Genomic DNA, 22,477 nt, shown 5'->3' with positions numbered 1-22,477 from the left:
GCGTGGCACCGCCACCCGCACAGGGGCCGGCTCACCGGGAGTCAGCCATGCCCAGCGGTACCCCACGACGCTTCAGCGGCGGGCACTCAAGCCGTCGAGGATCAACGCCAGCATCGACCCCGACCGGTCCTCCGGTCCCGACGCCGCCCGCCAGAGGGCACCCGTGAGCTGCAGGAAGTCGCGGGGGTCGGCGTCGGCGCGGATGGTTCCGCCGGTCTTGCCCGCGTCGAGCAGCCGCGTGATCGCGGCGATGACCGGGCCGTAGGTCTGCTCCGTGATCGCCTGGTGGCCGCCGGGGCTGAGCGCGTCACCGAGGCCGTGCTTCTTGCGCATCGCGGCCACCAGCTCGACCGTCCAGCTCCGCAGCGCCTCCAGCGGCGGCAGCTCCGCGAGCAGCGTCTCGACGGACGCGAGCAGCCGGTCGACCTCGTCCTGGTAGATGGCGAGCACGAGCGCCTCCCGGGTCGGGAAGTTCCGGTACAGGGTGCCGGGCCCCACGCCCGCGAGCTGCGCGACCCGGTTCATCGAGACGTCGCCCCCTTCGGTGAACGCCTCGCGGGCGACCTGCAGGATGCGTGCCCGGTTTTCCCGGGCGTCCGAGCGAACCATGTGCCGTCCTTGCTATCCGGAGAGGTCTCCACCACCTTAGGTGGAGACCTCTCCGGAACCATAGGTGAGCGCCGCTCGTCCCGCCAGGCACTCCTACCGACTTGCGAGGTTTCTCATCGCCGAAGTACTGGTCACCGGCGGCTCCGGGTACATCGGCAGCTGGTGCGTGCTCGCGCTGCTGGCCGACGGCCACACGGTCCGCACCACCGTGCGGGACCTGGAGAAGGAGCCCGCGGTACGGGCGATGCTCACGGCGGGTGGGGCGCCCTCGGACGCGAAGCTGACCGTGTTGCCGGCCGACCTCGAGCAGGACGCCGGCTGGCGCGAAGCGGTCGAGGGCTGCGACTACGTGCTCCACGTCGCTTCGCCGACCCTCACCAGTGTGCCCAAAGACGACGAGATGGTCGTGCCCGCGCGGGACGGCGTACTGCGCGTGCTGCGGGCCGCGCGCGGGGCCGGGGTGAAGTCACGGGTGTTCACCGAAGCGGACTGGTCCGATGTGGACGCCGGGATCCCGGCGTACCGGAAGTCCAAGACGCTCGCGGAAAAGGCGGCCTGGCGGTTCGTCGACGAGCACAGCGGCATCGAACTCGCCGTCGTGAACCCGGTGGGCGTGCTCGGCTCGGACTACTCCCCGTCGCTGGGGCTGGTGCAGCGGATGCTGGCCGGGGACCTGCCCGCGCTGCCCAAGTTCGCCATGGGTTATGTGGACGTGCGCGACGTCGCGGACCTGCACCTGCGGGCGATGACCGACCCGGCCGCGGCGGGCGAGCGGTTCCTCGCGATCTCCGGGCACAGCCTCTGGGTGCGCGAGATCGCGGCGGTACTGCGCGAGCGCCTCGGCGACCGGGCGGCGAAGGTGCCCACGCGCGAACTGCCGGTGTGGACCGCGCGGGCCCTCGCCCGGATCAACCCCGGCCTGCGCATCCTGGGCCCGCAGCTCGGCCGGAACTACGACGCCACTTCGGCGAAGGCGCAGCGGGTGCTGGGCTGGTCACCGCGGCCGATCGAAGACACCATCGCCGACACCGCGGAGAGCCTGCTCGCGTTGAAGGCCGCCTGAGCTCAGCCGACCGCCACCACCTGCGTCCCCGGCCGCGGTGGCACCCCGGCCGCGAGCAGCACCGCACTCGGCGACGGCCCGGCTTCGGTGTCGTCCCGGCCAGGAACCTGACCTGCCGGGGCCGGGCCGGACCCGGCGGCGGAGATCGTCACCTCGGGTAGCCGGCCTCGCCGAGCGCGGCCGGCCCGGAATCCGCGTCGGGCACGCTTCCACGGTCTCCTGTCGCGACGATAGCCCGCTGATAGCGGTTCGGAAGCGGGCCCGGTCAAGCTGGGCGGACCCGCCGGTCCTGGCGGCGGCCGACCCCGGGGCCCCGGCCCGGGACGACCCAGCGGAGGGACGCCGAATGGCGCCTGCGGAGGCAGGGGAACACACCGTCGCCGTCGGAATCGACCACGTGCGGCTCAGTTACCACTACCTCGATATCGGGGACATCGACGGATACGGTTCGCTTTTCACGGCCGACGCCGTTCTGCATTACCCGGGAATGGCGCCGATCCGCGGTCGGGGCGCCATTGAACAATTCCGCGCGACCGGTCCGGTCCGGCGGTACACCCTGCACACCGTGACGGTGACGCACGGTGAGGTCGTGGCGGCAGGGGACATTGCCGTGGCTGGGCCGAACGGCGGAAGTACAAATACCGCCTTCGTCGACAGCTTCACGCTTTCGGACTATGGGCTTATCCGCACGCAGAAGACAGACTTCGGTTCCAGGGGGAATCCACGAACGGCCGGGTGAGCGCGGGGCAGCGCGGTGCCCGGCCACGGATCGGCATTGAGGAACAGCGTGAGTTCGACGAGCGGGCCGTCCGGCGAGCAGCCCGTCTACCGCATCCTCGGCCCCCTCGAGATCCGGGACACCACCGGCGGCGAACTGCGCATCCCGCCCGGGCGGCAGCAGATCGTCCTCGCCGCGCTGCTGGTCGAGGCGAACCGGGTGGTGAGCCTGGACCAGCTGATCGAAGCGATCTGGTACGCCAGTCCCCCGGCGACGGCGCGGACGCAGGTCCAGATCTGCGTCTCCCGGCTGCGGCGCGCGCTGGCGGCCGCGGTCGGTCCCGACACGCTCGTGACGCGCGGCCCGGGTTACGAACTGCAGGTCGCCGACGGGCAGCTCGACGCCCGGACGTTCACCGACCTCGTCGCCGAGGCCGCCGCGCTCACGCGCGCGGGTGCGCTCGAAGACGCGTCCCGCACGCTCGACACCGCGCTCGCCCTCTGGCGCGGCCCCGCGCTGAGTGGCACCGGGAGCCGGCTGCTGGAGGCGAAGGCCAACCACCTCGACGAACAGCGGCTCAGCGCCGTCGAAGCCCATTTCGACCTCGGGCTGCGGCTCGGCCGGCACCACCAGCTGATCGGTGAGCTGGCGAGCCGGGTGAGCGAGAACCCGCTGCGGGAACGCCTGCGCGGCCAGCTGATGCTCGCGCTCTTCCGGTCCGGGCGGCAGGCCGAGGCGCTGGAAACCTACCGCGCGGGCCGGGAACTGCTCGTCGAGCAGCTCGGGCTCGAACCGGGTGACGAGCTGCGCCGGCTGGAGTCCGCGATCCTCCTCGACGACGTCGCGCTCCGGCGGAGCCCGGTTCCCGAAGCACCCGCGGCGCCGGCGCAGCCGCCGGTCGTGCCGTTCCAGCTGCCGGCCGACATCGCCGACTTCAGCGCCCGCGACGCGCTCGTCGAGCACACCGAACGGCTGCTGCTGGGCGACCCGGGCCGGCGCGCGACGCCGGTGGTGGTGCTGGCGGGCAAGCCCGGCGTCGGCAAGACCGTGCTCGCGGTGCACGTGGCGCACCGGATCGCCGACGACCACTGGCCCGACGGCCAGCTCTACTGCGACCTCGGCGGGACCCGCGCGCACCCGGCCGAGCCGCTCGACGTGCTCGGCCGGTTCCTGCGCGCACTCGGCGTCCCCGGCCCGGCGGTGCCCGGGTCGGTCGACGAACGCGCGGAGCTGTACCGGCAGCGGCTGGCGGGCAAGCGGATGCTGGTGGTGCTGGACGACGCCGAGTCGGAGCGCCAGGTCCGCGAGCTGCTGCCGGGCCGGTCCAGCTGCGTCGTGCTGGTGACCAGCCGCGTCCGGCTTACCGGGCTGGCCGGGGCCGGCGTGCTGGACGTCGACGTGCTCGACCCGGAGCAGGCGACCGAGCTGCTCGCCACGATGATCGGGGCGGAGCGGGTGGCCGCCGAGCCGGCCGCGGCCACCGCGCTGGTCCGGCTCGTCGGCGGGCTGCCGCTCGCGCTGCGGATCGTCGCGGCCCGGCTCGCCGCGCGCCCGAGCTGGTCGCTCGCGTGGATGCTGGAGCGCCTTTCGGACGAACGGCGCCGGCTCGACGAGCTCGCGCACGGCGAGCTGATGGTGCGGGCCAGCCTCGCCCTGACCTACGACGGCCTGGCCGACGACGCCCGGCGTCTGCTGCGGCTGCTGAGCTGCCTGGACCGGCTCAGCTTCCCGGTCTGGGTGGCGGCGACCCTGCTGGAGACCGACCCGATGCGGGCGGCCGACCTGCTCGAACGGCTCGTCGACGCGCAGATGCTGGAGATCTCGGCCGTCGAGCGGGACGGCAGCCCGCGCTACCGCTTCCACGACCTGATCCGGCTGTTCGCCCGCGAGCAGCTCGACGAGCACGAGCAGGCGGCCGGCCGGCGCGCGGCGCTCGCCCGGGTCGCGAGCGGCTGGCTGGGCCTGGCCCGCGAGGCGCACCACCGCATCTACGGCGGCGACTTCACCGTGCTGCACGGCTCGGCGCCCCGGCTGAGCCCGCCGGCCGGCGCGGTCGACCGGATCCTCACCGATCCGCTGGTGTGGTTCGAGGACGAGCAGGACAACCTGTGCTCGATCGTCGCGCTGGCCGCCGAGGCGGGGCTGGACGAGTGGGCGTGGGACCTGGCGGTCACGCTGGTCGCGCTGTTCGAAAACCGCTGCTACTTCGACGACTGGGAGCGCACGCACCGGCTGGCGCTGACGGCCGTCCGCGCGTCGGCCAACCGCCGGGGCGAGGCGGCGCTGCTGTGCTCACTGGGTTCGCTGCACCTGAGCCGCGCGCGCCCGGACGCGGCGGCCGAGCCGCTCGCCCTCGCGCTGGCGACGTTCGAAGACCTGGGCGACGCCCACGGCAAGGCGATGGCGCACCGCAACCTGGCCCTGCTGGACGAGGCCCGCGGCGCGGAGTCACAGGCCCAGGCCCGGTTCGAGTGCGCGCTCATCGAGTTCCGGCTGGCCGGCGACCCGGTCGGCGAGGCGTACGTGCTCGGCAGGCTGGCGCAGACGGAGCTCGACGCGGGCCACGAGGAGCGCGCCGGGGCGTACCTGGCGGAGGCGCTGCGGATCTGCGACCGGACGGGAACACCCCGCGTCGAGGTGCAGCTGCGCTACCGGCTCGGCGGCCTGCTGATGCGCCAGGGCCGGCACGAGGAAGCGGTGGAGTTGCTGACGGGCCTGCTGACGCGAGCCCGCGCGGCCCGTGATTTGGCCGGCGAAGCCCGCATCCTGCACCGGCTCGGCCTGGCCCACGCCCACCTCGGCCGCCGCGACGAGGCCGGGAAGTTGTTGCGGGAGGCGCTGGACCTGCAGAACCGCATCACGGGCGGGGATCCCGATGAAGGCGTGCGCGCCGACCTCGCGGCGCTGGAGGCCCTGCCCGGCTGAGCGGAGCCGGGCGCTGTCGGCGCGGCCGGGCCAAGCGCCGGGCCGGTTCACCACGGGGTGTCGGCCGACGTCCCGTTCCACGGCGTGTCCAGCGGGGCCGCCCACGGGGTGTCGACCGGGCTCGCGCTCCACGGGGTGTCCGCCGTCGTCGACCACGGGGTGTCCGCCGGGTCCGCCTGGGCCGTCGTGCTGCCGAGGAGCGGGAGGAGGAGCGCCGCGGCGATCGCGGTCAGGGCCGGGAGAATACGCACCGTTGGTCTCTTTTCGTCCGGAGTGGGCGCTGGATTTGTGCCTCCGACGTTAGGAAATCCCGATATCGGCGCGCTATCACGCGGGCTATCCCCCACCGTGCGGCTGCGTGATACCGCCGGGATAGCCGCGCTCACGATGCTCGGTCCGTGGTGGAAACCGCATCCGGACCAAGCCGGGCCCCGCGATCGGGAACGGCGCTGACGAGAACGGACTATTCGTGCAGCGGAATTTCGGTGAACTGCTGAAGGCGCACCGCGCAAAACGCGGCGCCACCCAGCGGCAATTGGCGGACCTGTCCACGGTGAGCATTCGCGCCATCCGCGACCTCGAGTCGGGCCGGGCGCACCGGCCGCGCCGGGACACCGTGCGGCTGATCGCCGACGGACTGGGCCTGCGCGGCCGCGAACGCGCGGCCTTCGAGGCGGCCGGTGCCCACCCGGCGGACGGCGACTTCCGGCTCCGGTGCGCCGACCCGGCGCCACCACCGGCGCCGCTGGACGCGCTGCTCGGCCGCGACGAAGAGGTCGCGGCCGTCCACGAACTGCTGGCCGCGGGCAGCCACCGGCTGGTGACCATCACCGGGCTCGGCGGCGTCGGCAAGAGCCGGCTCGCCCAGGAGGTGGCCGTCGGGGCGCACGAATCGGGCGGCGTGCTCGTGCTGTGGTCGTCCGCGACGAGCCACCAAGACCTGCTGAGAACCACCGGCCTCGGGGAACTCGCCGTCCTCGTCGGCGACCGCCCGGCGCTGCTGGTCCTCGACGGGCACCCGGCCGACCGCGTCCGGCTCGACGACCTGGCCGTCCTGCTGCGCGAGTGCCGCGGGCTGCGGGTCCTCGCCACCGCCCCGGCGCCGTTCGGCCTGCCCGGCGAGCGCGTTTTCCCGCTGTCGCCGCTCGCCGTACCCGACGCCGGCGTCGACGACCCCGGCGCGCTCGCGGCCGTGCCGTCCGTCCGGCTGCTGGTCCGCGAGGTGCGCCAGGTCCGGCCCGGGTTCACCGTCGACCGGACCACGGCGGCCGACGTCGCCGCGCTCTGCCGCCGCCTCGACGGCATCCCGGCCGCGCTCGAGGCGGCCGCTTGCTGGTTCCTGGTCTACGAGCCGGCCGACGTCCTGGAGCACGTGCGCACCGACCCGTTCGCGCTCACCGCGGACCACCGCCCGGGGCTGCGCGACACCCTCGACTCGGCGGTCCGCGGCCTGGACGACGCCGAAGTCTCCCTGCTGGCGCGCCTGACCGGGCTCGACGCGGGCTGGTCGATCGGCGACGTGGCCGTCCTGACCGGCATCCCGGCGGCGGCCGGCGCCCGGTTCGTCCGCCGCCTGGTCCTGCACGGCCTGGTCCGTCCGGCCGGTCAGGACCGCACCCGCTTCCGCACCTTGGACCTGGTGAACGCCCTCGGCCTCGGCGAGCGGATCGCGGTCTGAGCGCTGCGGCTCCCCGCCGGGGTCGCGAAGGACTCATTCGCGACCCCGGCGGTCCCGAATGGGTCATTCGCGACCTTCGAGCCGGCGCGCCACCACCGGACCGACCGCGGACAGCGCCGCCGGCGTGGTCAGCTCGCCGTGCCGGACCGCGACTTCGTGCACCTCCAGCCGGCCCTCGACGTACGGCTCCCACGAAGACGGCCTCGGCGAATCGACGTGCTTCCCTTCCGTGGCGCGGAAGAACAGGACGTCGCCGGCGAACCCGTCCGGCCGGTGCGCGCGGGCGAGGGCGCTGTTGTGGGCGAACACCGCGGGCAGCGCGTCCACCACCGACGGCGCGAGGGCGGCCAAGGGACTGCCCTCCGAAAGCAGGATCGACCGGAACGAGGCCAGGTCCACAGCGTCGGGAACGTCGTGCCCGAGCGACGCCAGCAGCGCGGCCAGCGGGTCGGGCGGGGCCGCCACGGCACCCGACGGCGGGTAGCCGTCCAGCATCGCCAGCAGCCCGACCTTCTCGCCCTGCTCCTGCAGCTGCGCGGCCATCGCGTGCGCGACCTGCGCGCCGAACGACCAGCCCAGCAGGTGGTACGGCCCGCGCGGCCGCACCTGGCGAAGCTGCTCCAGGTAGTCCTTGACGAGCTCGTCGACCGTCGCCGGCCGCCGGTCGGGCTCGGTGAGGCCCCGCGACTGCAGGGCGTGGACGGGCCGGTCGACGTGCGCCAGCAGCCCCGAGTACACCCAGCCGAGGCCGGCGGCCGGGTGGACGCAGAACAGCGGCGCACCGGAACCCGCCGAACGCAACGGCAGCAGGACCGCCAGTTCGTCGCGGTCGGTACCGGTCGCGGTGCCCGTGCCCAGCGCGCGAGCCAGCCCGGCCACGGTCGGGGTCTCGAAGAGCACCCGGATGCCCAGTTCGGCGCCGAGTTCCCGGCGGATCAGGCTGATCAGCCGCGCGGCAATCAGCGAGTGCCCGCCGAGGTCGAAGAAGCCGTCGTCGATCGACACGTCGGGCACGTCGAGGACCTCGCCGAAGAGGCCGCACAACGCGCGTTCAAGGGCGGTCCGCGGGGCCCGGCCCGCCACCACGGCGGTGACCGGGGCGGGGAGCGCGGTGCGGTCCAGCTTCCCGTTCGGGGTGAGCGGGAGGTCGTCCAGCACCACGAATGCCGACGGCACCATGTGCCCGGGCAGGAACGCCTCGCAGTGCGCCTTCGCCGAGACGCCGGGGGCCGCCGCGAGGTAGGCGACGAGCCGGTCCTCGCGCAGCACGGTCACCGCCTGCCGGACGCCGGGGCAGCGGCCGAGCACGGCGTCGATCTCGCCCAGCTCGATCCGCACCCCGCGGACCTTCACCTGGTGGTCGGCCCGGCCGAGGAAGTCGAGCCGGCCGTCGCGCCGCCACCGCACGACGTCACCGGTGCGGTACATCCGCTCCCCCGGCTCGCCGAACGGGTCCGCGACGAAGGCGGCGGCGGTCAGGCCCGGCCGCCCGAGGTAGCCGCGGGCCAGCCCGCTCCCGGCGAGGTACAGCTCCCCCGGCACCCCGGCGGGCACCGGGTTCAGCCGCCGGTCGAGGACGTACACCCGGGTGTTCGGCACCGGCCCGCCGATGTCGGGCGGCCCGTCGCCGTCCGGCGTGACGTCCCCGCCGGTGGCCATCACGCTGCACTCGGTCGGCCCGTAGCCGTTGACCAGCCGGAACTCGGCCCCGGCGGGCGGACGGCGGCGCAGCCGGTCCCCGCCGGCAACGACGACCCGCAGGTCCGGGCTGGGAAACCCGGGTTCGTCGAGCATCAGCTCCAGCCGGGGCGTCGGCAGGAACGCCACCGTGATCCCGGCGAGCCAGTCGGCGAGCGCGCCGGTGTCGTCCAGCACGCGCTGGGCGGGCAGGTGCACCGACGCGCCCGCGGTGAGCAGCGGCCACGTCTCGAACACGGCGGCGTCGAACCCGAGCGCGGCGACGTGCCCGCCCCGGTCCGCGGCCGTGACGCCGAATTCGCGGTGGTACCAGGCGCAGAGGTGCGAAAGCCCGGTGTGGTCGAGCACCACGCCCTTCGGCCGCCCGGTCGACCCCGACGTGTAGATGACGTAGGCGGCGTCACGCGGGCTCAGCGTCACCGAGGGCGCTTCCGCCGGCCGCGCGGCGATCGCGGCGGCTTCGGCGTCGAGGCACAGCACCCGCGCGGTCCCCTCGACCCGCGGGGCGAGGTCCGTCGTGGTGATGACGACCGGCGCGGCTGCGTCGGCGAGCATGAACGCCAGCCGGTCCGCCGGATAACCCGGGTCGAGCGGCACGTACGCACCGCCGGCCCGCAGCACGGCGAGCTGGGCGACGAGCAGTTCCGGCCCGCGCGGCAGGCAGACGCCGACCAGGGTGCCGCGGGTGATCCCGAGGTGGTGGGCCAGCCGGTTGGCCCGCCGGTTCAGCTCCGCGTAGCCGAGTTCCCCGGCTTCGCTGACGACGGCGACACCGTCGGTGCGGTCGGCGATCTGCGCCGGAACCGGGCGCCACGGGCCGAAGTCCACCGGGTCCGGCGCGGTCAGCAACCGGCGCCGCTCGTCCGGGGCCAGCACGTCGAGCCGGTCGATCGGGGTGTCCGGCGCCGCGATCGCCGCGGCGAGGACCCGGAGCAGCCGCGTCACGAAACCGGTGACGGTCTCGCGGTCGAACAGGTCGGTGCGGTAGGCGAGGCCGCCGCCGATCCCGCTCGCGCGGCCCGGGTCGAGTTCGTGCAGCGACAGCGCCAGGTCGAAGGCCGCGGTCCGGACGGCGACCGGCTCGCCGCTCACCCGCAGGCCGGGCAGCTCGAGCTCGGCGTCGTCGGCGTTCTGCAGCACGAACAGCACCTGGAACAGCGGGTGCCGGGCCAGCGACCGCGCCGGGTTGAGCTCGTGCACCAGCCGCTCGAACGGCACGTCCTGGTGGGCGAACGCGCCCAGGTCCGTCTCGCGGACACGGGCGAGCAGCTCCCGGAACGTCGGCGCACCCGCCGTGTCGACGCGCAGGACCAGCGTGTTCACGAAGAACCCGACGAGGTCGTCGAGGGCTTCGTCGGTGCGGCCGGCGACCGGGGTGCCGATCGGGAGGTCGTCCCCGGCGCCCAGCCGGTTCAGCAGGACGGCGAACGCGGCCTGCAGCACCATGAAGAGCGTGACCCCGCCCTCGCGGGCCAGGTCGCGGAGCCCGGCGTGCAGGGCGGCGTCGATCTCGACCGGGACCGACGCACCGCCGTGCCCGGCCACCGCGGGCCGCGGCCGGTCGGCCGGCAGCGCCAGTTCCTCCGGGAGCCCGGCCAGCCGCTCGCGCCAGTACGCCAGTTCGGCGCCCAGGATCGAGCCGTCGTCGTCCGGGTCGCCCAGGACTTCGTGCTGCCACAGGGCGTAGTCGCGGTACTGGACCGGCAACGGAGTCCACTTCGGACTGTCTCCGGCGCACCGGGCGGTGTAGGCCGCGGAGAGGTCGCGGACGAGCGGGCCCATCGACCAGCCGTCGCTGACGATGTGGTGCTGCACCAGCACCAGGACGTGCTCGTCCGCGCCGAGCACGAGCAGCCCGGGCCGGAACGGCCGATCGGTGGTGAGGTCGAACGTCGCCGCCGAGGCCGCGTCGAGGGCCTCGGCCAGCCCGGACTCGTCGATCGGCCGGACGTCGAGGGCACCGTCGGCGGCGAGGACCTGCTGGCACGGGCTGCCGTCCAGCTCCGGGAAGATCGTGCGCAGGGCTTCGTGGCGGCCGGTGACGTCGGCCAGCGCGGCGGTCAGCGCGGCCCGGTCGAGGTGGCCGGTGAGCCGCAGCGCGCAGACCACGGCGTACCCGGCGTCGCGGCCGTGCAGCTGGTTGAGGAACCAGAGCCGTTGCTGGGCGTGGGAAAGCGGGATCCGGTCCGGGAGCGGCCGCGGGCGCAGCGCGGGCCGGACGGCCCGGCCGTGGTCGATCCGGGCGGCGAGCCCGGCGACGGTCGGGGCCTGGAACAGGTCGCGGATCCCCAGTTCGACGCCGAGCGCGGAGCGGGCCCGGCTGATCAACCGCGTCGCCAGCAGCGAGTGGCCGCCGAGGTCGAAGAACCCGTCGTCGATCCCGACGCGGCCGACGCCGAGCAGCTCGGCGTACAGTCCACAAAGGATCTCTTCGGCCGGGTTCCGCGGCGCCCGCAGCGAGCCGGGCTCGGTGACCGGGGCGGGCAGGGCCCGGCGGTCGACCTTCCCGTTCGGGGTCAGCGGAAGTTCCGGCAGGACGACGACCGCGGCCGGCACCATGTACTCGGGCAGCACAGCGGCGAGGTGACCCCGTACGTCGGCCGGTTCGGCGGTGCCGGTGCAGTACAGGACGAGCCGCCGGTCACCCGGGATGTCCTCGCGCACGACGGCGACGGCTTGCGTGACGCCCGGGTGCCGGGTGGCGGCTCCGGAGACTTCGCCGAGTTCGAGGCGCTGTCCGCGCAGCTTGACCTGGTCGTCGGTGCGGCCGAGGTACTCCAGCTCACCGGCGTGGGTCCAGCGCACGAGGTCGCCGGTGCGGTACATCCGCTCGCCCGGCGCGCCGGGGTCGGGCACGAACCGCTCGGCGGTGAGGCCGGGCCGGTGCAGGTAGCCGTCGGCCAGCTGGATCCCGGCGAGCCAGAGTTCACCGGGCACACCGGGCGGCACGGGGGCTAACCTTCCATCGAGGACGTACGCGCGGGTGTTCCACACCGGACGTCCGATGGGGACAGTGGGCTCGCCGGGGGTGAACGGGTGGTGGCTCGCCTCGACGGCGAACTCGGTCGGGCCGTAGAAGTTGGAGAGCCGGGCGTCCAGGGCCGCCGTGCACCGCTCGGCCAGCGCCGGGGTGAGCGCCTCGCCGCCGCAGAACACCTGCCGCAGCGACGGCACGGCACCGGGTTCGGCGAGGAAGGCTTCGAGCATCGCCGGGACGAAGTGCGCCACGGTGATGCCCTCGGTGCGGATGAGTTCGCGCAGGTAGGCGGGATCGCGGTGCCCCCCGGGCCGCGCGAGCACCAGGGCCGCACCGGTCAGCAGCGGCCAGAACAGCTCCCACACCGAGACGTCGAACCCGGTCGGCGTCTTCTGCAGCACCCGGTCGTCCGCGCCGAGCGCGTAGCCGGCCTGCATCCACGCCAGGTGGTTGACGATCCCGGCGTGCGGCATCAGCACGCCCTTGGGGCGCCCGGTCGACCCGGACGTGTAGATCACGTAGGCGGGGTGGGCCGCGGTGATTTCGGGCAGCGGCCCGTCGCCACTCAGCCGCGTCTCCGCGGTGAGGACCAGCGACGGCCGGGCGTCGTCGAGGAGGAAGGCGATGCGCTCGGCCGGGTAGCCGGGATCGACCGGCAGATAGGCCGCGCCGGCGCGGTGGACGGCGTGCACCGCCACCACCAGGTCGAACGAACGCGGCAGCTGCACCGCGACGACGTCGCCGGGCCGGACCCCGTGCGCGCTCAAGGCACGCGCCAGCCGCTCGACGCGGCCGTCCAGCTCGGCGTAGCTCAGCGACTCGCCTTCGAACACCACCGCCGTCGCGTCCGGCGTGCGGGCCACCTGGCGGGAGAACAACGCGGGCAACGTCTCCGCCGAGATCGGCTCCCCGGTCGCCGTCCACCCGGCGAGCGAGCGAAGGTCCATTTCGGACAGCAGGCCGATCCGGTCCAGCGGGGTGTCCGGGTCGGCCGCGACCGCGTCGAGGAGGCGGACCAGCCGGCCGGCCAGCGCCTCGGCGGTGGCGCGGTCGAACAGGTCGGCGGCGTAGGACAGCGACCCGCTGATCCCGCCGTCGTGCTCGGCCAGGTTCAGGCCGAGGTCGAACTTCACCGCGTCGGAGTCCAGGACCTCCGGCGTGACGTCGAGGCCCGGCAGCGCCAGACCGGCGTCGCCGGTGTTCTGCAGCACCAGGAACACCTGGAACAGCGGGTGCCGCGCGAGGGAACGGGCCGGGTTGAGCTCGTGCACCAGCCGTTCGAACGGGACGTCCTGGCGGGCGTAGGCGGCGAGGTCGGTTTCGCGGACGCGGGCGAGCAGTTCGCGGAAGCTCGGCGCGCCGCTGGTGTCGGTCCGCAGGACGAGGGTGTTGACGAAGAAGCCGATGAGCCCGTCGAGGGCTTCGTCGGTGCGCCCGGCGATCGCCGTGCCGATCGGGACGTCCTCCCCCGCGCCCGAGCGGGTCAGCACCGCGGCGAGCGCGGCCTGCAGCACCATGAACAGGGTCACCTGCGCGGACCCGGCCAGCGCGCGGAGCCGGGTGTCGAGCCCGGCATCGATCTCGACGGGCACCGAGTCGCCCCGGTGCGACGCCACCGCGGGGCGGGGCCGGTCGAACGGCAGCGGCAGTTCGTCGGGGATCCCGGCGAGCTGGGTGCGCCAGTAGGCCAGCTGGGCGGCCAGCAGCGACTCCGGATCGGCCGCGTCGCCGAGCAGATCCCGTTGCCAGAGCGTGTAATCGGCGTACTGCACCGGTAGCGGCGCCCACTCCGGCGCCCGGCCCGCGCGGCGGGCGGTGTACGCCTCGGCGAGGTCGGCGACCAGCGGGCCCAGCGACCAGCCGTCGGCCGCGATGTGGTGCAGCGTCAGCAGGAGCAGGTGCTCGTCCGGGGCGTCGGCGACCAGCGAGGCGCGGAACGGCGGCTCACAGGACAGGTCGAACGGCCGTGTCCCGGGCTCCGTCAGCTCGGGTCGCCAGCCGTCCAGGATCACCTGGCGGGGCTCGCCGTCGACGGCCGGGAAGATCGTGCGCAGGACCTCGTGCCGCTCGGCGACGTCGGCGAGGGCGGCGCTCAGCGCGTCCCGGTCCAGCTCGCCGCGCAGCCGCAAGGCCAGCGGCATGTCGTACGCGCCGGTGTCGTCGCCGAACTGCAGGATGAACCAGAGCCGTTGCTGGGCCGGGGAAAGCGGCATCGGCTCGGGCCGCGGCACCGGCCGCAGCGCCGGGCGGGCCGCACCGGCGCCGGAGAGCCGCGGGGCCAGCTCGGCGACGGTCGGGGCGTCGAAGAGGTCGCCGATGCCGATCTCGGCGTCGAACGCGGCCCGGATCCGGCTGACCAGCTTGGTGGCGAGCAGGGAATGGCCGCCGAGGTCGAAGAACCCGTCGTCGATCCCGACCCGTTCGGCCCCGAGGACGTCGGCGAACAGCCCGCACAGGATCTCCTCGCGGGCGTCCCGGGGCGCTCGCGAGACCCCGGCGGTGTAGTCCGGCGCCGGGAGCGCGCCACGGTCCAGCTTGCCGTTCGGGGTCCGCGGCAGGGCGGGGAGCACGACGAACGCCGAGGGCACGAGGTGCCGCGGCACGAACGCGCCGACGTGTTCCGCCAGCTCGGCCGGGCCCACGTCGCCCACGACGTAGGCCACGAGCCGCTCCTCACGCAGGACGACGGCGGCCTCCCGCACGCCCGGGTGCTCCGCGGCGACGGCCGCGATCTCCCCCGGCTCGACGCGCAGGCCGCGCAGCTTGACCTGATCGTCGGTCCGGCCGAGGTAGTCCAGCTCGCCGCCGTCGGTCCAGCGGACGAGGTCGCCGGTGCGGTACATCCGCGCGCCGGGCCCGCCGAACGGATCGGCGAGGAACCGGTCGGCGGTCAGGCCGCCGCGGTGCAGGTAACCGTCCGCGAGCTGGGCCCCGGCGAGGTACAGCTCGCCCGGCACGCCCGGCGGCACCGGGCTCAGCCGCGCGTCCAGCACGTGCGCGCGGGTGTTCCACACCGGCGCGCCGATGGGAATCGGGGCGCCGGTGACGACGTGGGCGGTGGCGTCGACCGCGACCTCGGTCGGGCCGTAGAGGTTGATCAGCTCGGCGCTCAACGTCTTCGCGCAGCGCTCGGCCAGCGCGGCGGTCAGCACTTCCCCGCCGCAGAACACCTGCCGCAGCGCCGGCGCGTCCCCTTCGGACAGGCTCAGGATCCCGTCGAGGATGCCGGGCACCACGTACAGCACGGTGATCCGCGCGCGCCGGATGGTGTCCAGCAGGTAGGCGGGATCGCGGTGGCCGTCCGGTTTCGCGACGACCAGGGCCGCCCCGGCGATCAGCGGGCGGAAGAACTCGAGCACCGAGACGTCGAAGCTGGACGGTGTCTTCTGCAGCACCCGGTCGCCGGCGGCAAGCGGGTGCTCGGCCTGCATCCACGCCAGGTGGTTGACGATCCCCGCGTGCGACATGAGCACGCCCTTGGGGCGCCCGGTCGACCCGGACGTGTAGATCACGTAGGCCGGGTGGCCCGGGGTGACCGCGGGCAGTGGGGCATCGGAAACGGGCTCCCCGAGGTCCGATCCGGGCGTGAGGACGAGGGCGGGCCGGGCGTCGGCGAGCATGAACGCCACCCGGTCGGCCGGGTAGCCGGGGTCCACCGGCAGGTAGGCCGCGCCGGCGCGGTGCACCGCGTACACGGCGGTGACCAGGTCGATCGAGCGCGGCAGCTGCACCGCGACGACGTCGCCCGGCCGCACACCCCACTCACGCAGGACCCGGGCGAGCCGGTCCACCCGGACGTCGAACTCCGCGTACGTCAGCGACTCGCCCTCGAAGACGACCGCGGTCGCGTCCGGGGTCAGCGCGACTTGCCGGGCGAACAGCTCCGGCAGCGTCGCCGCCGGGACCGGGGCCGCGGTGTCGTTCCAGCTCACCAGTCTTCGGTGGTCCACTTCGGACAGCAGCTCGGCACTGTCCACCCGGGATTCGGGGTCGGCGGCCACGATCGCGAAGAGCCGGACCAGGCGGTCGGCGACGTCCTGCGCGGTGGCCCGGTCGAACCGGTCGGTGGCGTATTCGAGGCTGCAGCCGAGCCCGGTGCCGCGGTCCTCGACCGTGAGGCTCAGGTCGAACTTGGCGGTGCCCGACACGGTGTCACCGGCGGTCACGGTCAGCCCGGGCAGCGTCCAGCCGCCCCCGGCGGTGTCCGCGTCGAGGAAGGACAGCAGCACCTGGAACAGCGGGTGCCGGGCCAGCACGCGGGGCGGGTTCAGCTCCTCCACGATCCGCTCGAACGGCAGGTCCTGGTGGGCGAAGGCGCCGAGGTCGGCGTCGCGGACCCGGGTGAGCAGCTCGCGGAACGCCGGTGCGCCCGAGGTGTCGGTGCGCAGGACGAGCGTGTTGACGAAGAACCCGACGAGGTCGTCGAGCGCTTCGTCGGCGCGACCGGCGACCGGGGTGCCGATCGGCACGTCCTCCCCCGCGCCGAGCCGGGTCAGCAGCAGCGCGAACGCCGCCTGGACGACCATGAACAGCGTCGCCTGGTTGTCGCGGGCCAGTGCCACCAGCGCGGTGCGGGTGGCGGCGTCGACCTCGGCCGAGACGACGTCCTTGCGGTGGGTCGGCACCGCGGGCCGGGGGCGGTCGGCGGGCAGCGCGAGTTCGTCGGGCAGGCCGGCCAGCGCCTCGGTCCAGTAGGTCAGCTGGCGAGCCGCCAGGCTCTCCGCATCGCCCTCGTCGCCGAGCAACTCGGCTTGCCAGAGCGCGTAGTCCGCGTACTGGACGGGCAGCGGCGGCCACGCCGGCGCCTCGCCGTCGAGCCGGGCCCGGTAGGCCGTGGCGAGGTCGGCCAGCAGCGGCCCGGTCGACCAGCCGTCCGCGGCGATGTGGTGCAGGCAGAGCACGAGAACGGCCTCGTCGCCGTCCCGGAACAGGCGGGCGCGCAGCGGGATCTCGCGGGCCAGGTCGAACGGCGCGCTCCCGGCCGCGTCGACCGCCGCCGGCGTGAACTCGGCGACTTCCAGCACGTCGGCGGGCACCGGGAGGACGTGCTGCCCCGGCTCGCCGTGCTCGACCGGGAACACCGTCCGCAGGGTCTCGTGCCGCGCGACGACGTCCCGGCAGGCGGCGGCCAGGGCCGGGACGTCCACCGGGCCGGCGAGGCCGAGGGTCAGCGGGATGTTGTAGGCGCGGTCCTGGCCGTCGATCCCGGCGAGGAACCACAGCCGCCGCTGGGCCGAAGACAGCGGGACGCGGTCCGGGCGCGGCCGCCGGGTGAGGGCCGGGCGGACGGGACCGGGCGCCTGGGCGTCGAGGGTGGCCAGGATCCCGGCGACGGTCGGGGCCCGGAACAGCGCGCGGACGCCGAGTTCGGCGTGCAGCGCGGTGCGGACGCGGCTGATCAGCTGGGTGGCGAGCAGGGAATGGCCGCCGAGTGCGAAGAAGCCGTCGTCGAGGCCGACGGTGTCGAGCCCGAGCACGTCGGCGAAAAGTCCACAGAGGATCTCTTCGCGCGCGGTGCGGGCCGCCCGGAACACGACCGGCTCGTCCTCGGGCTCGGCTTCGACGGCGACGGCCGCGACCTGCGCCAGTTCGAGTGTCCCGAGTGGACGCTCCGGGTCCGCGAGCGCCAGTTCGAGCAGCCGCACCAGCATCGCGGCCATCTCGTCCACCGTGGACTTCTCGAACAGGTCGACGGCGTACTCGAACTGGCACGTGACGCCGTTCGCGTGCTCGGCGAAGACGACGCTGAGGTCCAGCTTGGCCGTCGCGAGGTCCAGTGGCACCGGCCGGACGTCGAGGCCGGGCAGGGTGAGGTCCGTTCCGTCGTCGTGCTGGAGGACGACCATCACCTGGAACAGCGGGTGCGCGGCGGCGGACCGGCCGGCGCCGAGGCGCTCGACCAGCCGGTCGAAGGGGACGTCCTGGTGGGCGTAGGCGTCGAGGCCGGTGTCGCGGACCCGCGCCAGCAGTTCGGTGAAGCTCGGGTCGCCGCTCAGGTCGGTGCGCAGGACGAGGGTGTTGACGAAGAACCCGACGAGGTCGGCCAGCGCCGCCTCGCTCCGGCCGGACACCGGGGTGCCGAGGACGACGTCGTCGCCCGCGCCCCAGCGGTGCAGCAGCGCCGCGAGTGCCGCCTGCAGGCCCATGAACGGCGTGCAGCGCGCGGCCCGCGTGACCGCGACGAGCCGGTTGTGCAGCTCCTGGGGCACCTCGACCTCGACGAGGCCCGCGGCGCCGGTCGTGCCGCCGGTGCGGTGCGCGGGAAGGACCATCCGCGCCGGCAGGTCCGCGAGCCGCTCGGTCCAGTACGCGAGCTGGGCGCTCAGCACGCTGTCCGGGTCGTCCTCGGTGCCGAGCACCTCCCGCTGCCACTCGCTGAAGTCCAGGTACTGCACCGGAAGCGGCGCCCAGTCCGGCGCTTGGCCGTCGAGCCGGGCGGTGTAGGCGGCCGCGAGGTCGCGGCCCAGCGGGCCGAGCGACCACCCGTCGCAGGCGATGTGGTGCAGCACGAGGAGCAGGATGTGGTCGTCCGGGCCGAGTTCGAACAGCGTGACCCGTAGGGGCAGGTCCTCGGCGAGGTCGAACGGCCGGGCGATGGCCGCGGCGAGGCCGGCACCCGGCCGGACGTCGAAGACCAGCCGGCGGGTCGCCTCCTCGAGCGGGAGCACCCGCTGGCCGGGGACGCCGCCGTCGACCGGGACGACCGTCCGCAGCACCTCGTGCCGGCCGAGGACGTCGGCGACGGCGTGCCGCAGCGCGCGGCGGTCGAGCGGGCCGCGCAGCCGCAGCGGGAAGGGGACGTTGTAGGTCGCGCCGGGACCTTCCAGCTGGTCGAGGAACCACAGGCGCTGCTGGCCGAACGACAACGGACGCACGGGAGGGATCCCTTCACTCGGGCAGGCGCAGGGCCCGGGCCGCGGCCACCGGCCCGCCGAAGGCGAGCAGGGCGCTGCAGATCCAGGCGACGACGGGGGTGGTGAAACTGGCGATGGCGCCGGAGACCGCGTAGGCCAGCGGCGCGCAGCCGATGCCGGACAGCGAGACCATGGACATGGCGACGCCGAGCCGTTCGCTGGGCGCGGCCTGCTGGTAGAGCGTCACGGCGGCCGGGCCGTTCTGCCCGGAGCACACGCCCAGCGCGACGGCCATCGCGGCCATCGCGGGCAGCGACGTCACCAGGACCATGCCCAAGAGCAGGACGCCGATGCCGATCCCGCTGCCGACGAGCCGCACGGAGATCGGCACCCGCTCGCCGAGCAGCGCGCCGAGCCCGGCGGACACGAGCGCGCCGGCGGCCCAGCAGGCGATGAGCAGACCGACGGCGGAGACCGCCCAGCCGCGTTCGATGACCACTTCGGGGAGGCCGGGGTTCATCGGCCAGGCGAACGCGAAGTCCAGGCACAGCCCGGAAAGGAACAGCAGCCGCAGCCGGCGGTCGGCGCGCAGGAGCTTGAGGCCGTCGCCCGAGCGCTTCCACAGCGGGACGTTCGACACCGTCCGCGGCGCGTCGATCGCCTTCGTCGCCGGGGCGAGGCAGGCGAGGGAGACCACGCAGCCGCCGCAGACGACCGCGAGCGCGACCCCGAGGTGCCCGGTCGCGACCAGCCAGGCGCCGAACGGCGACCCGAGGATCGGGGCGAACCGCGCCACCATGGTGCGGACCGAGTTCGCCGTGCTCAGCCGTTCCTTCGGGACCATGCGCGGCATGAGCGTGCCGAACGACGGCGAGCCGAGGCCCAGCATCGCGCCTTCCAGCGCGGCCACGACGACCAGCAGCGTCACCGACTGCGCGGACAGCGCGACGACGACCGAGACGGCCAGCACGGCGATCCGCACCGACGTCGTCCGCAGCAGGACCGAGCGGGGCCCGAAGGCGTCGCAGATCACCCCGCCGAAGATCATCGCGAGGGCCCGGGGAACCGATTCGGCCAGCGTCACCCAGGTGACGGCGGCCGTCCCGCCGAGCTGGGCGGCGGCCCAGACGGCGGCGATGAAGAACACCTGGTCGCCGATCAGGGAGACGCCCTGACCGGTGAGCAGCAGCCCGACCCGGCCCCAGGGCGCGGTGGGCCGGGCTTCGTGCACCGGAGCTTGTGTCATGGCTGGTATCCGTTCGCGCTCAGCGGGCCCGCAGGCGCACCGGGAGGTGGTCGAAGCCGAAGTTGATGATCGACCGGTTGTGCACCGGCTCGCCGTCGAGCTCGAGCCCGGCGACCTGGTCGAGCAGCGCGGCGTAGATGGCCTTGAGTTCGGCCTTCGCCAGCGGCGCGCCGACGCAGTAGTGCGCCCCGACCCCGAGGGCCAGGTGCCGGTTCGGCGACCGGTCGAGCAGGAGTTCGTGCGGCCGGTCGAAGACGGCGGTGTCGTGATCGGCCGACCACGTCCAGACGGCGACCTTGTCCCCGGCGTCGATGACGTGCCCGCCCAGTTCGACCTGGGTCGTGGCGGTGCGCAGGACGTGCAGACCGACGGAGGTGTAGCGGAGCAGCTCGTCGGTGGCGAGGTCGAGGTCGGCGTCTTTCAGCTGGTGCCAGGCGTCGGGGTGGTTCATCAGCGCCCAGATGCTCATGGCGGCGGTGTGCCGCACGGTCTGCACCCCGCCGACGACGATGTTGTCGAGGTTGAAGACGACGTCTTCGATGGGCAGCAGCCGGTTCTTGATCCGGTGGGTGGCGAGGGTGCTGATGAGGTCGTCACCCGGGTTCTTGCGCCGCTGCACGACTTTTTCGAAGAGGTAGGGCAGCAGCTTCTGGTGGCCGGCCCGGCGCGCGTCCGGTGTCTGGGCGAGGAAGGCTTCGTCGCAGACGGCGACGACGAGGTCACGGTCGTCGCCCGGGATGCCGAGCAGGTCGCACATGACGACGAGCGGGACGGTGGCCAGGACGTCCACGAGGTCGACTGTTTCGTGATCTAAGGCGGATTCGACGACTTCCGCGGCGAGTTCGGTGATGCGGTCGGCGGTGGTGCGCACGCCCTTGGGTGAGAAGTACGGGAGGACGGGGGCGCGGAGTTCGCGGTGCCGGGGACCGTCGGAGAGGGCCATCATCTTGCCGGCGCCGGCGGGGGTGCCACCGGTGCCGAGGAGCGAGCCGCCGGTGGAGCTGAACGTGGCGGCGTCGGTGAGGACGCGGGAGCCGAGGTGGTAGCCGAGCACGGACCAAACGGGCCCGTCGAGCGCGGTTTCGGTGCGGTGGACAGGAGCCCGGCTGCGCAGGTCGGCGACGATTTCGCCGACGTCGGGCCGGGCCCAGAGCCCTGGGTCGGTGAGATCGACGGTAACGGTGGACACGGGCGCCTCCTCGGGCGGGATGAGCGGCTTCGGCGATGTGGCTGGGGTGGTGGCTCGTTGGCAGACGGGATCTGCGAGCCGGGGCGCCGGGTGCCGGCCGGGCGCCCCGGGGCGGCCGGGTGCTGGCCGGCTCGACTGCCGGAGTGCCAGCTGGGCGGCCGGGTGCCAACCCCGGCGCCGGCTGGCCAGCTGGGCGGCTGCCGCCGTAGCCGGCTCGGCTGCCGGAGTGCCGGCTGGGCGGCCGGGTCAAGCGGTGCGGCCGGGTGGAGCTTGCGCAGCAAGTCCGCAGTGCCGGCTGGGTGGTCGGGTCATGCGGGTGCGGCCGGGTGGAGCTTGCGCAGCAAGTCCGCCGGGCCGCGGGTCAGCGGCGTCGCCAGCAGGTGCCCACCCGGCTCGACCGACGTCGTGAAGCGGCCCGTCGTCGCGGCCGACCACCCCGCGAGCGTCCCCGGCGGCAGGGCTTCGTCCCCGGCGCCGGCCACCGCGTGGATCGCGAACGTCGCCGGAACGCCGGGAGGGCGGTAGGTGCGGCAGACCGTCAGGTCCGCCCGGATCGTCGCCACCGCCAGTTCGCGGATCGTCTCGTCGTCCGGCAATGCCCCGGCCAGCCCGCATCGCGCGAGGAGTTCCGCGGCACCCTCGTCGGTCGGCGGGATCGAACCCGGCCACGCCGACGGTGGGGGCGCGCACGCCGGGACCACCAGCCGGGGACATCGATCCGCGGGCAACGCACGGGCGACCTCGTAAGCCAGCAGCGCCCCGAAGCTCTGACCGTAGAACACCGATCCCGGCCGCAGGTGCGGGACGAGACCCGCCACGACCGCGGTCACCAGCTCACGGAAACCGGACGGCATCCGGTCCGTGAAGCGGCCGCCGCGGGCCGGGAGGCGGATGGCCCAGACCTCCAGGTCCGGGACCAGCTCCGCCGCCAGGCCGCTGAACGCCGTCACGTCGCCGCCCGCGTGCGGGAAGCACACCAGCTGCGGCACCCCGCCCGTCAACGGATACGGCCGGTAGCACCAGTCTCCCGCGAGGGCCGGGCGCGGGGCCGCGAGGGTCATCGCGTGCCCCGGCGGCCCACCAGCGCCACCTTCGGGCGGGCCGGGGTCTCGCGGGCCGCGGCCACCGTCGACACGAAGTCCGTCAACGTCGCCGCCGCCATCAGATCACGCAGGGACAGGTCGACCGAGAACTCGTCGCGGACCCGGTACACCACCCGCAACGCGGTCAGCGAATGCCCGCCCAGCTCGAAAAAACCGTCCTCGGGGCGCACCTCGGGGACGCCCAGCTCCTCGGCCCACATCGCCGCGATCGTCGCCAGCACGTCAAACCCCGAGCGCGACGCGCAGGCTCTTCGGGCGGATGTCGGTCCACGTCTCGTCGACCCACGCCACGCACTCCTCGCGGCTGCCGCTCTTGCCCGCCAGCTGCCAGCCCGCCGGAACGTCCAGCGAAGCCGGCCAGATCGAATACTGCTCCTCGTCGTTGACGACGACCGTGAAGTCCTTGAACGCGTCCAC

At 74.3% G+C, this 22,477-nt stretch carries 13 protein-coding genes; 4 read left to right on the top strand and 9 right to left on the bottom strand.

The genetic code is table 11. The features are described from left to right. Positions 1-72 precede the first annotated feature (72 nt). Positions 73-609 carry a TetR/AcrR family transcriptional regulator gene (locus tag AB0B33_RS27280; protein WP_247022759.1) on the bottom strand — a complete coding sequence of 179 codons (537 nt, stop codon included), beginning with the start codon at positions 607-609 and terminating at the stop codon, positions 73-75. A 64-nt stretch (positions 610-673) separates the two neighbouring features. On the opposite strand from AB0B33_RS27280, the gene AB0B33_RS27275 reads away from it, so the two are divergent. Continuing rightward, the gene (locus tag AB0B33_RS27275) at positions 674-1,672 is read left to right on the top strand and encodes an NAD-dependent epimerase/dehydratase family protein (RefSeq protein WP_360776870.1); all 999 of its coding nucleotides are present in this window, start codon (positions 674-676) and stop codon (positions 1,670-1,672) included. Between the two features lie 2 nt (positions 1,673-1,674). On the opposite strand, the gene AB0B33_RS27270 is transcribed toward AB0B33_RS27275, so the two are convergent. Beyond that, a complete protein-coding gene (locus AB0B33_RS27270) occupies positions 1,675-1,824 on the bottom strand; it encodes a hypothetical protein (protein ID WP_360776868.1) in 150 nt (49 codons plus the stop codon). A 194-nt stretch (positions 1,825-2,018) separates the two neighbouring features. Here AB0B33_RS27270 and AB0B33_RS27265 point away from each other — a divergent pair, with 194 nt between their 5' ends. Beyond that, the gene (locus tag AB0B33_RS27265; RefSeq protein ID WP_360776866.1) at positions 2,019-2,411 is read left to right on the top strand and encodes a nuclear transport factor 2 family protein; all 393 of its coding nucleotides are present in this window, start codon (positions 2,019-2,021) and stop codon (positions 2,409-2,411) included. Positions 2,412-2,459: 48 nt separating this feature from the next. Then, complete coding sequence (locus AB0B33_RS27260) at positions 2,460-5,315, top strand: BTAD domain-containing putative transcriptional regulator (RefSeq protein WP_360776864.1); 2,856 nt, start codon at positions 2,460-2,462, stop codon at positions 5,313-5,315. Between the two features lie 47 nt (positions 5,316-5,362). Here the strand turns inward: AB0B33_RS27260 and AB0B33_RS27255 are convergent, their stop codons facing one another. Then, positions 5,363-5,566 carry a hypothetical protein gene (locus tag AB0B33_RS27255; protein ID WP_360776862.1) on the bottom strand — a complete coding sequence of 68 codons (204 nt, stop codon included), beginning with the start codon at positions 5,564-5,566 and terminating at the stop codon, positions 5,363-5,365. A 218-nt stretch (positions 5,567-5,784) separates the two neighbouring features. Here AB0B33_RS27255 and AB0B33_RS27250 point away from each other — a divergent pair, with 218 nt between their 5' ends. After that, positions 5,785-6,993 (top strand): helix-turn-helix domain-containing protein, encoded by a 1,209-nt coding sequence (locus AB0B33_RS27250; protein WP_360776860.1) that lies wholly within the window; start codon positions 5,785-5,787, stop codon positions 6,991-6,993. Between the two features lie 63 nt (positions 6,994-7,056). Here the strand turns inward: AB0B33_RS27250 and AB0B33_RS27245 are convergent, their stop codons facing one another. From AB0B33_RS27245 to AB0B33_RS27220, 6 genes are all read right to left on the bottom strand, one after another. Beyond that, positions 7,057-18,543 (bottom strand): amino acid adenylation domain-containing protein, encoded by an 11,487-nt coding sequence (locus AB0B33_RS27245; protein WP_360776858.1) that lies wholly within the window; start codon positions 18,541-18,543, stop codon positions 7,057-7,059. Between the two features lie 13 nt (positions 18,544-18,556). Beyond that, the gene (locus tag AB0B33_RS27240; RefSeq protein WP_360776856.1) at positions 18,557-19,768 is read right to left on the bottom strand and encodes an MFS transporter; all 1,212 of its coding nucleotides are present in this window, start codon (positions 19,766-19,768) and stop codon (positions 18,557-18,559) included. Positions 19,769-19,787: 19 nt separating this feature from the next. After that, complete coding sequence (locus AB0B33_RS27235; RefSeq protein WP_360776854.1) at positions 19,788-20,957, bottom strand: cytochrome P450; 1,170 nt, start codon at positions 20,955-20,957, stop codon at positions 19,788-19,790. A 308-nt stretch (positions 20,958-21,265) separates the two neighbouring features. After that, a complete protein-coding gene (locus AB0B33_RS27230; protein ID WP_360776852.1) occupies positions 21,266-22,018 on the bottom strand; it encodes an alpha/beta fold hydrolase in 753 nt (250 codons plus the stop codon). Beyond that, entirely contained in the window at positions 22,015-22,281 is a 267-nt protein-coding gene (locus AB0B33_RS27225; RefSeq protein WP_247022749.1) for a phosphopantetheine-binding protein, read from the bottom strand. The genes AB0B33_RS27230 and AB0B33_RS27225 overlap by 4 nt, the downstream gene beginning before the upstream one ends. 1 nt (position 22,282) lies before the next feature. Continuing rightward, positions 22,283-22,477, bottom strand: coding sequence for an MbtH family NRPS accessory protein (locus tag AB0B33_RS27220; RefSeq protein WP_360776850.1), 195 nt, complete (start codon positions 22,475-22,477; stop codon positions 22,283-22,285).

This window comes from Amycolatopsis sp. NPDC049159, from assembly GCF_040648295.1.
Taxonomy (GTDB): Bacteria; Actinomycetota; Actinomycetes; order Mycobacteriales; family Pseudonocardiaceae; genus Amycolatopsis; species Amycolatopsis pretoriensis_A.
The sequence above is the reverse complement of the archived record's forward strand: the minus strand, read 5'-3'. Positions and strand labels throughout refer to the sequence as shown.

Coding starts and splice junctions, on each gene's coding strand:
- AB0B33_RS27265 (WP_360776866.1), top strand. CDS start 2,019: ATGGCGCCTGCGGAGGCAGGGGAACACACCGTCGCCGTCGGAATCGAC.
- AB0B33_RS27280 (WP_247022759.1), bottom strand. CDS start 609: ATGGTTCGCTCGGACGCCCGGGAAAACCGGGCACGCATCCTGCAGGTC.
- AB0B33_RS27240 (WP_360776856.1), bottom strand. CDS start 19,768: ATGACACAAGCTCCGGTGCACGAAGCCCGGCCCACCGCGCCCTGGGGC.
- AB0B33_RS27230 (WP_360776852.1), bottom strand. CDS start 22,018: ATGACCCTCGCGGCCCCGCGCCCGGCCCTCGCGGGAGACTGGTGCTAC.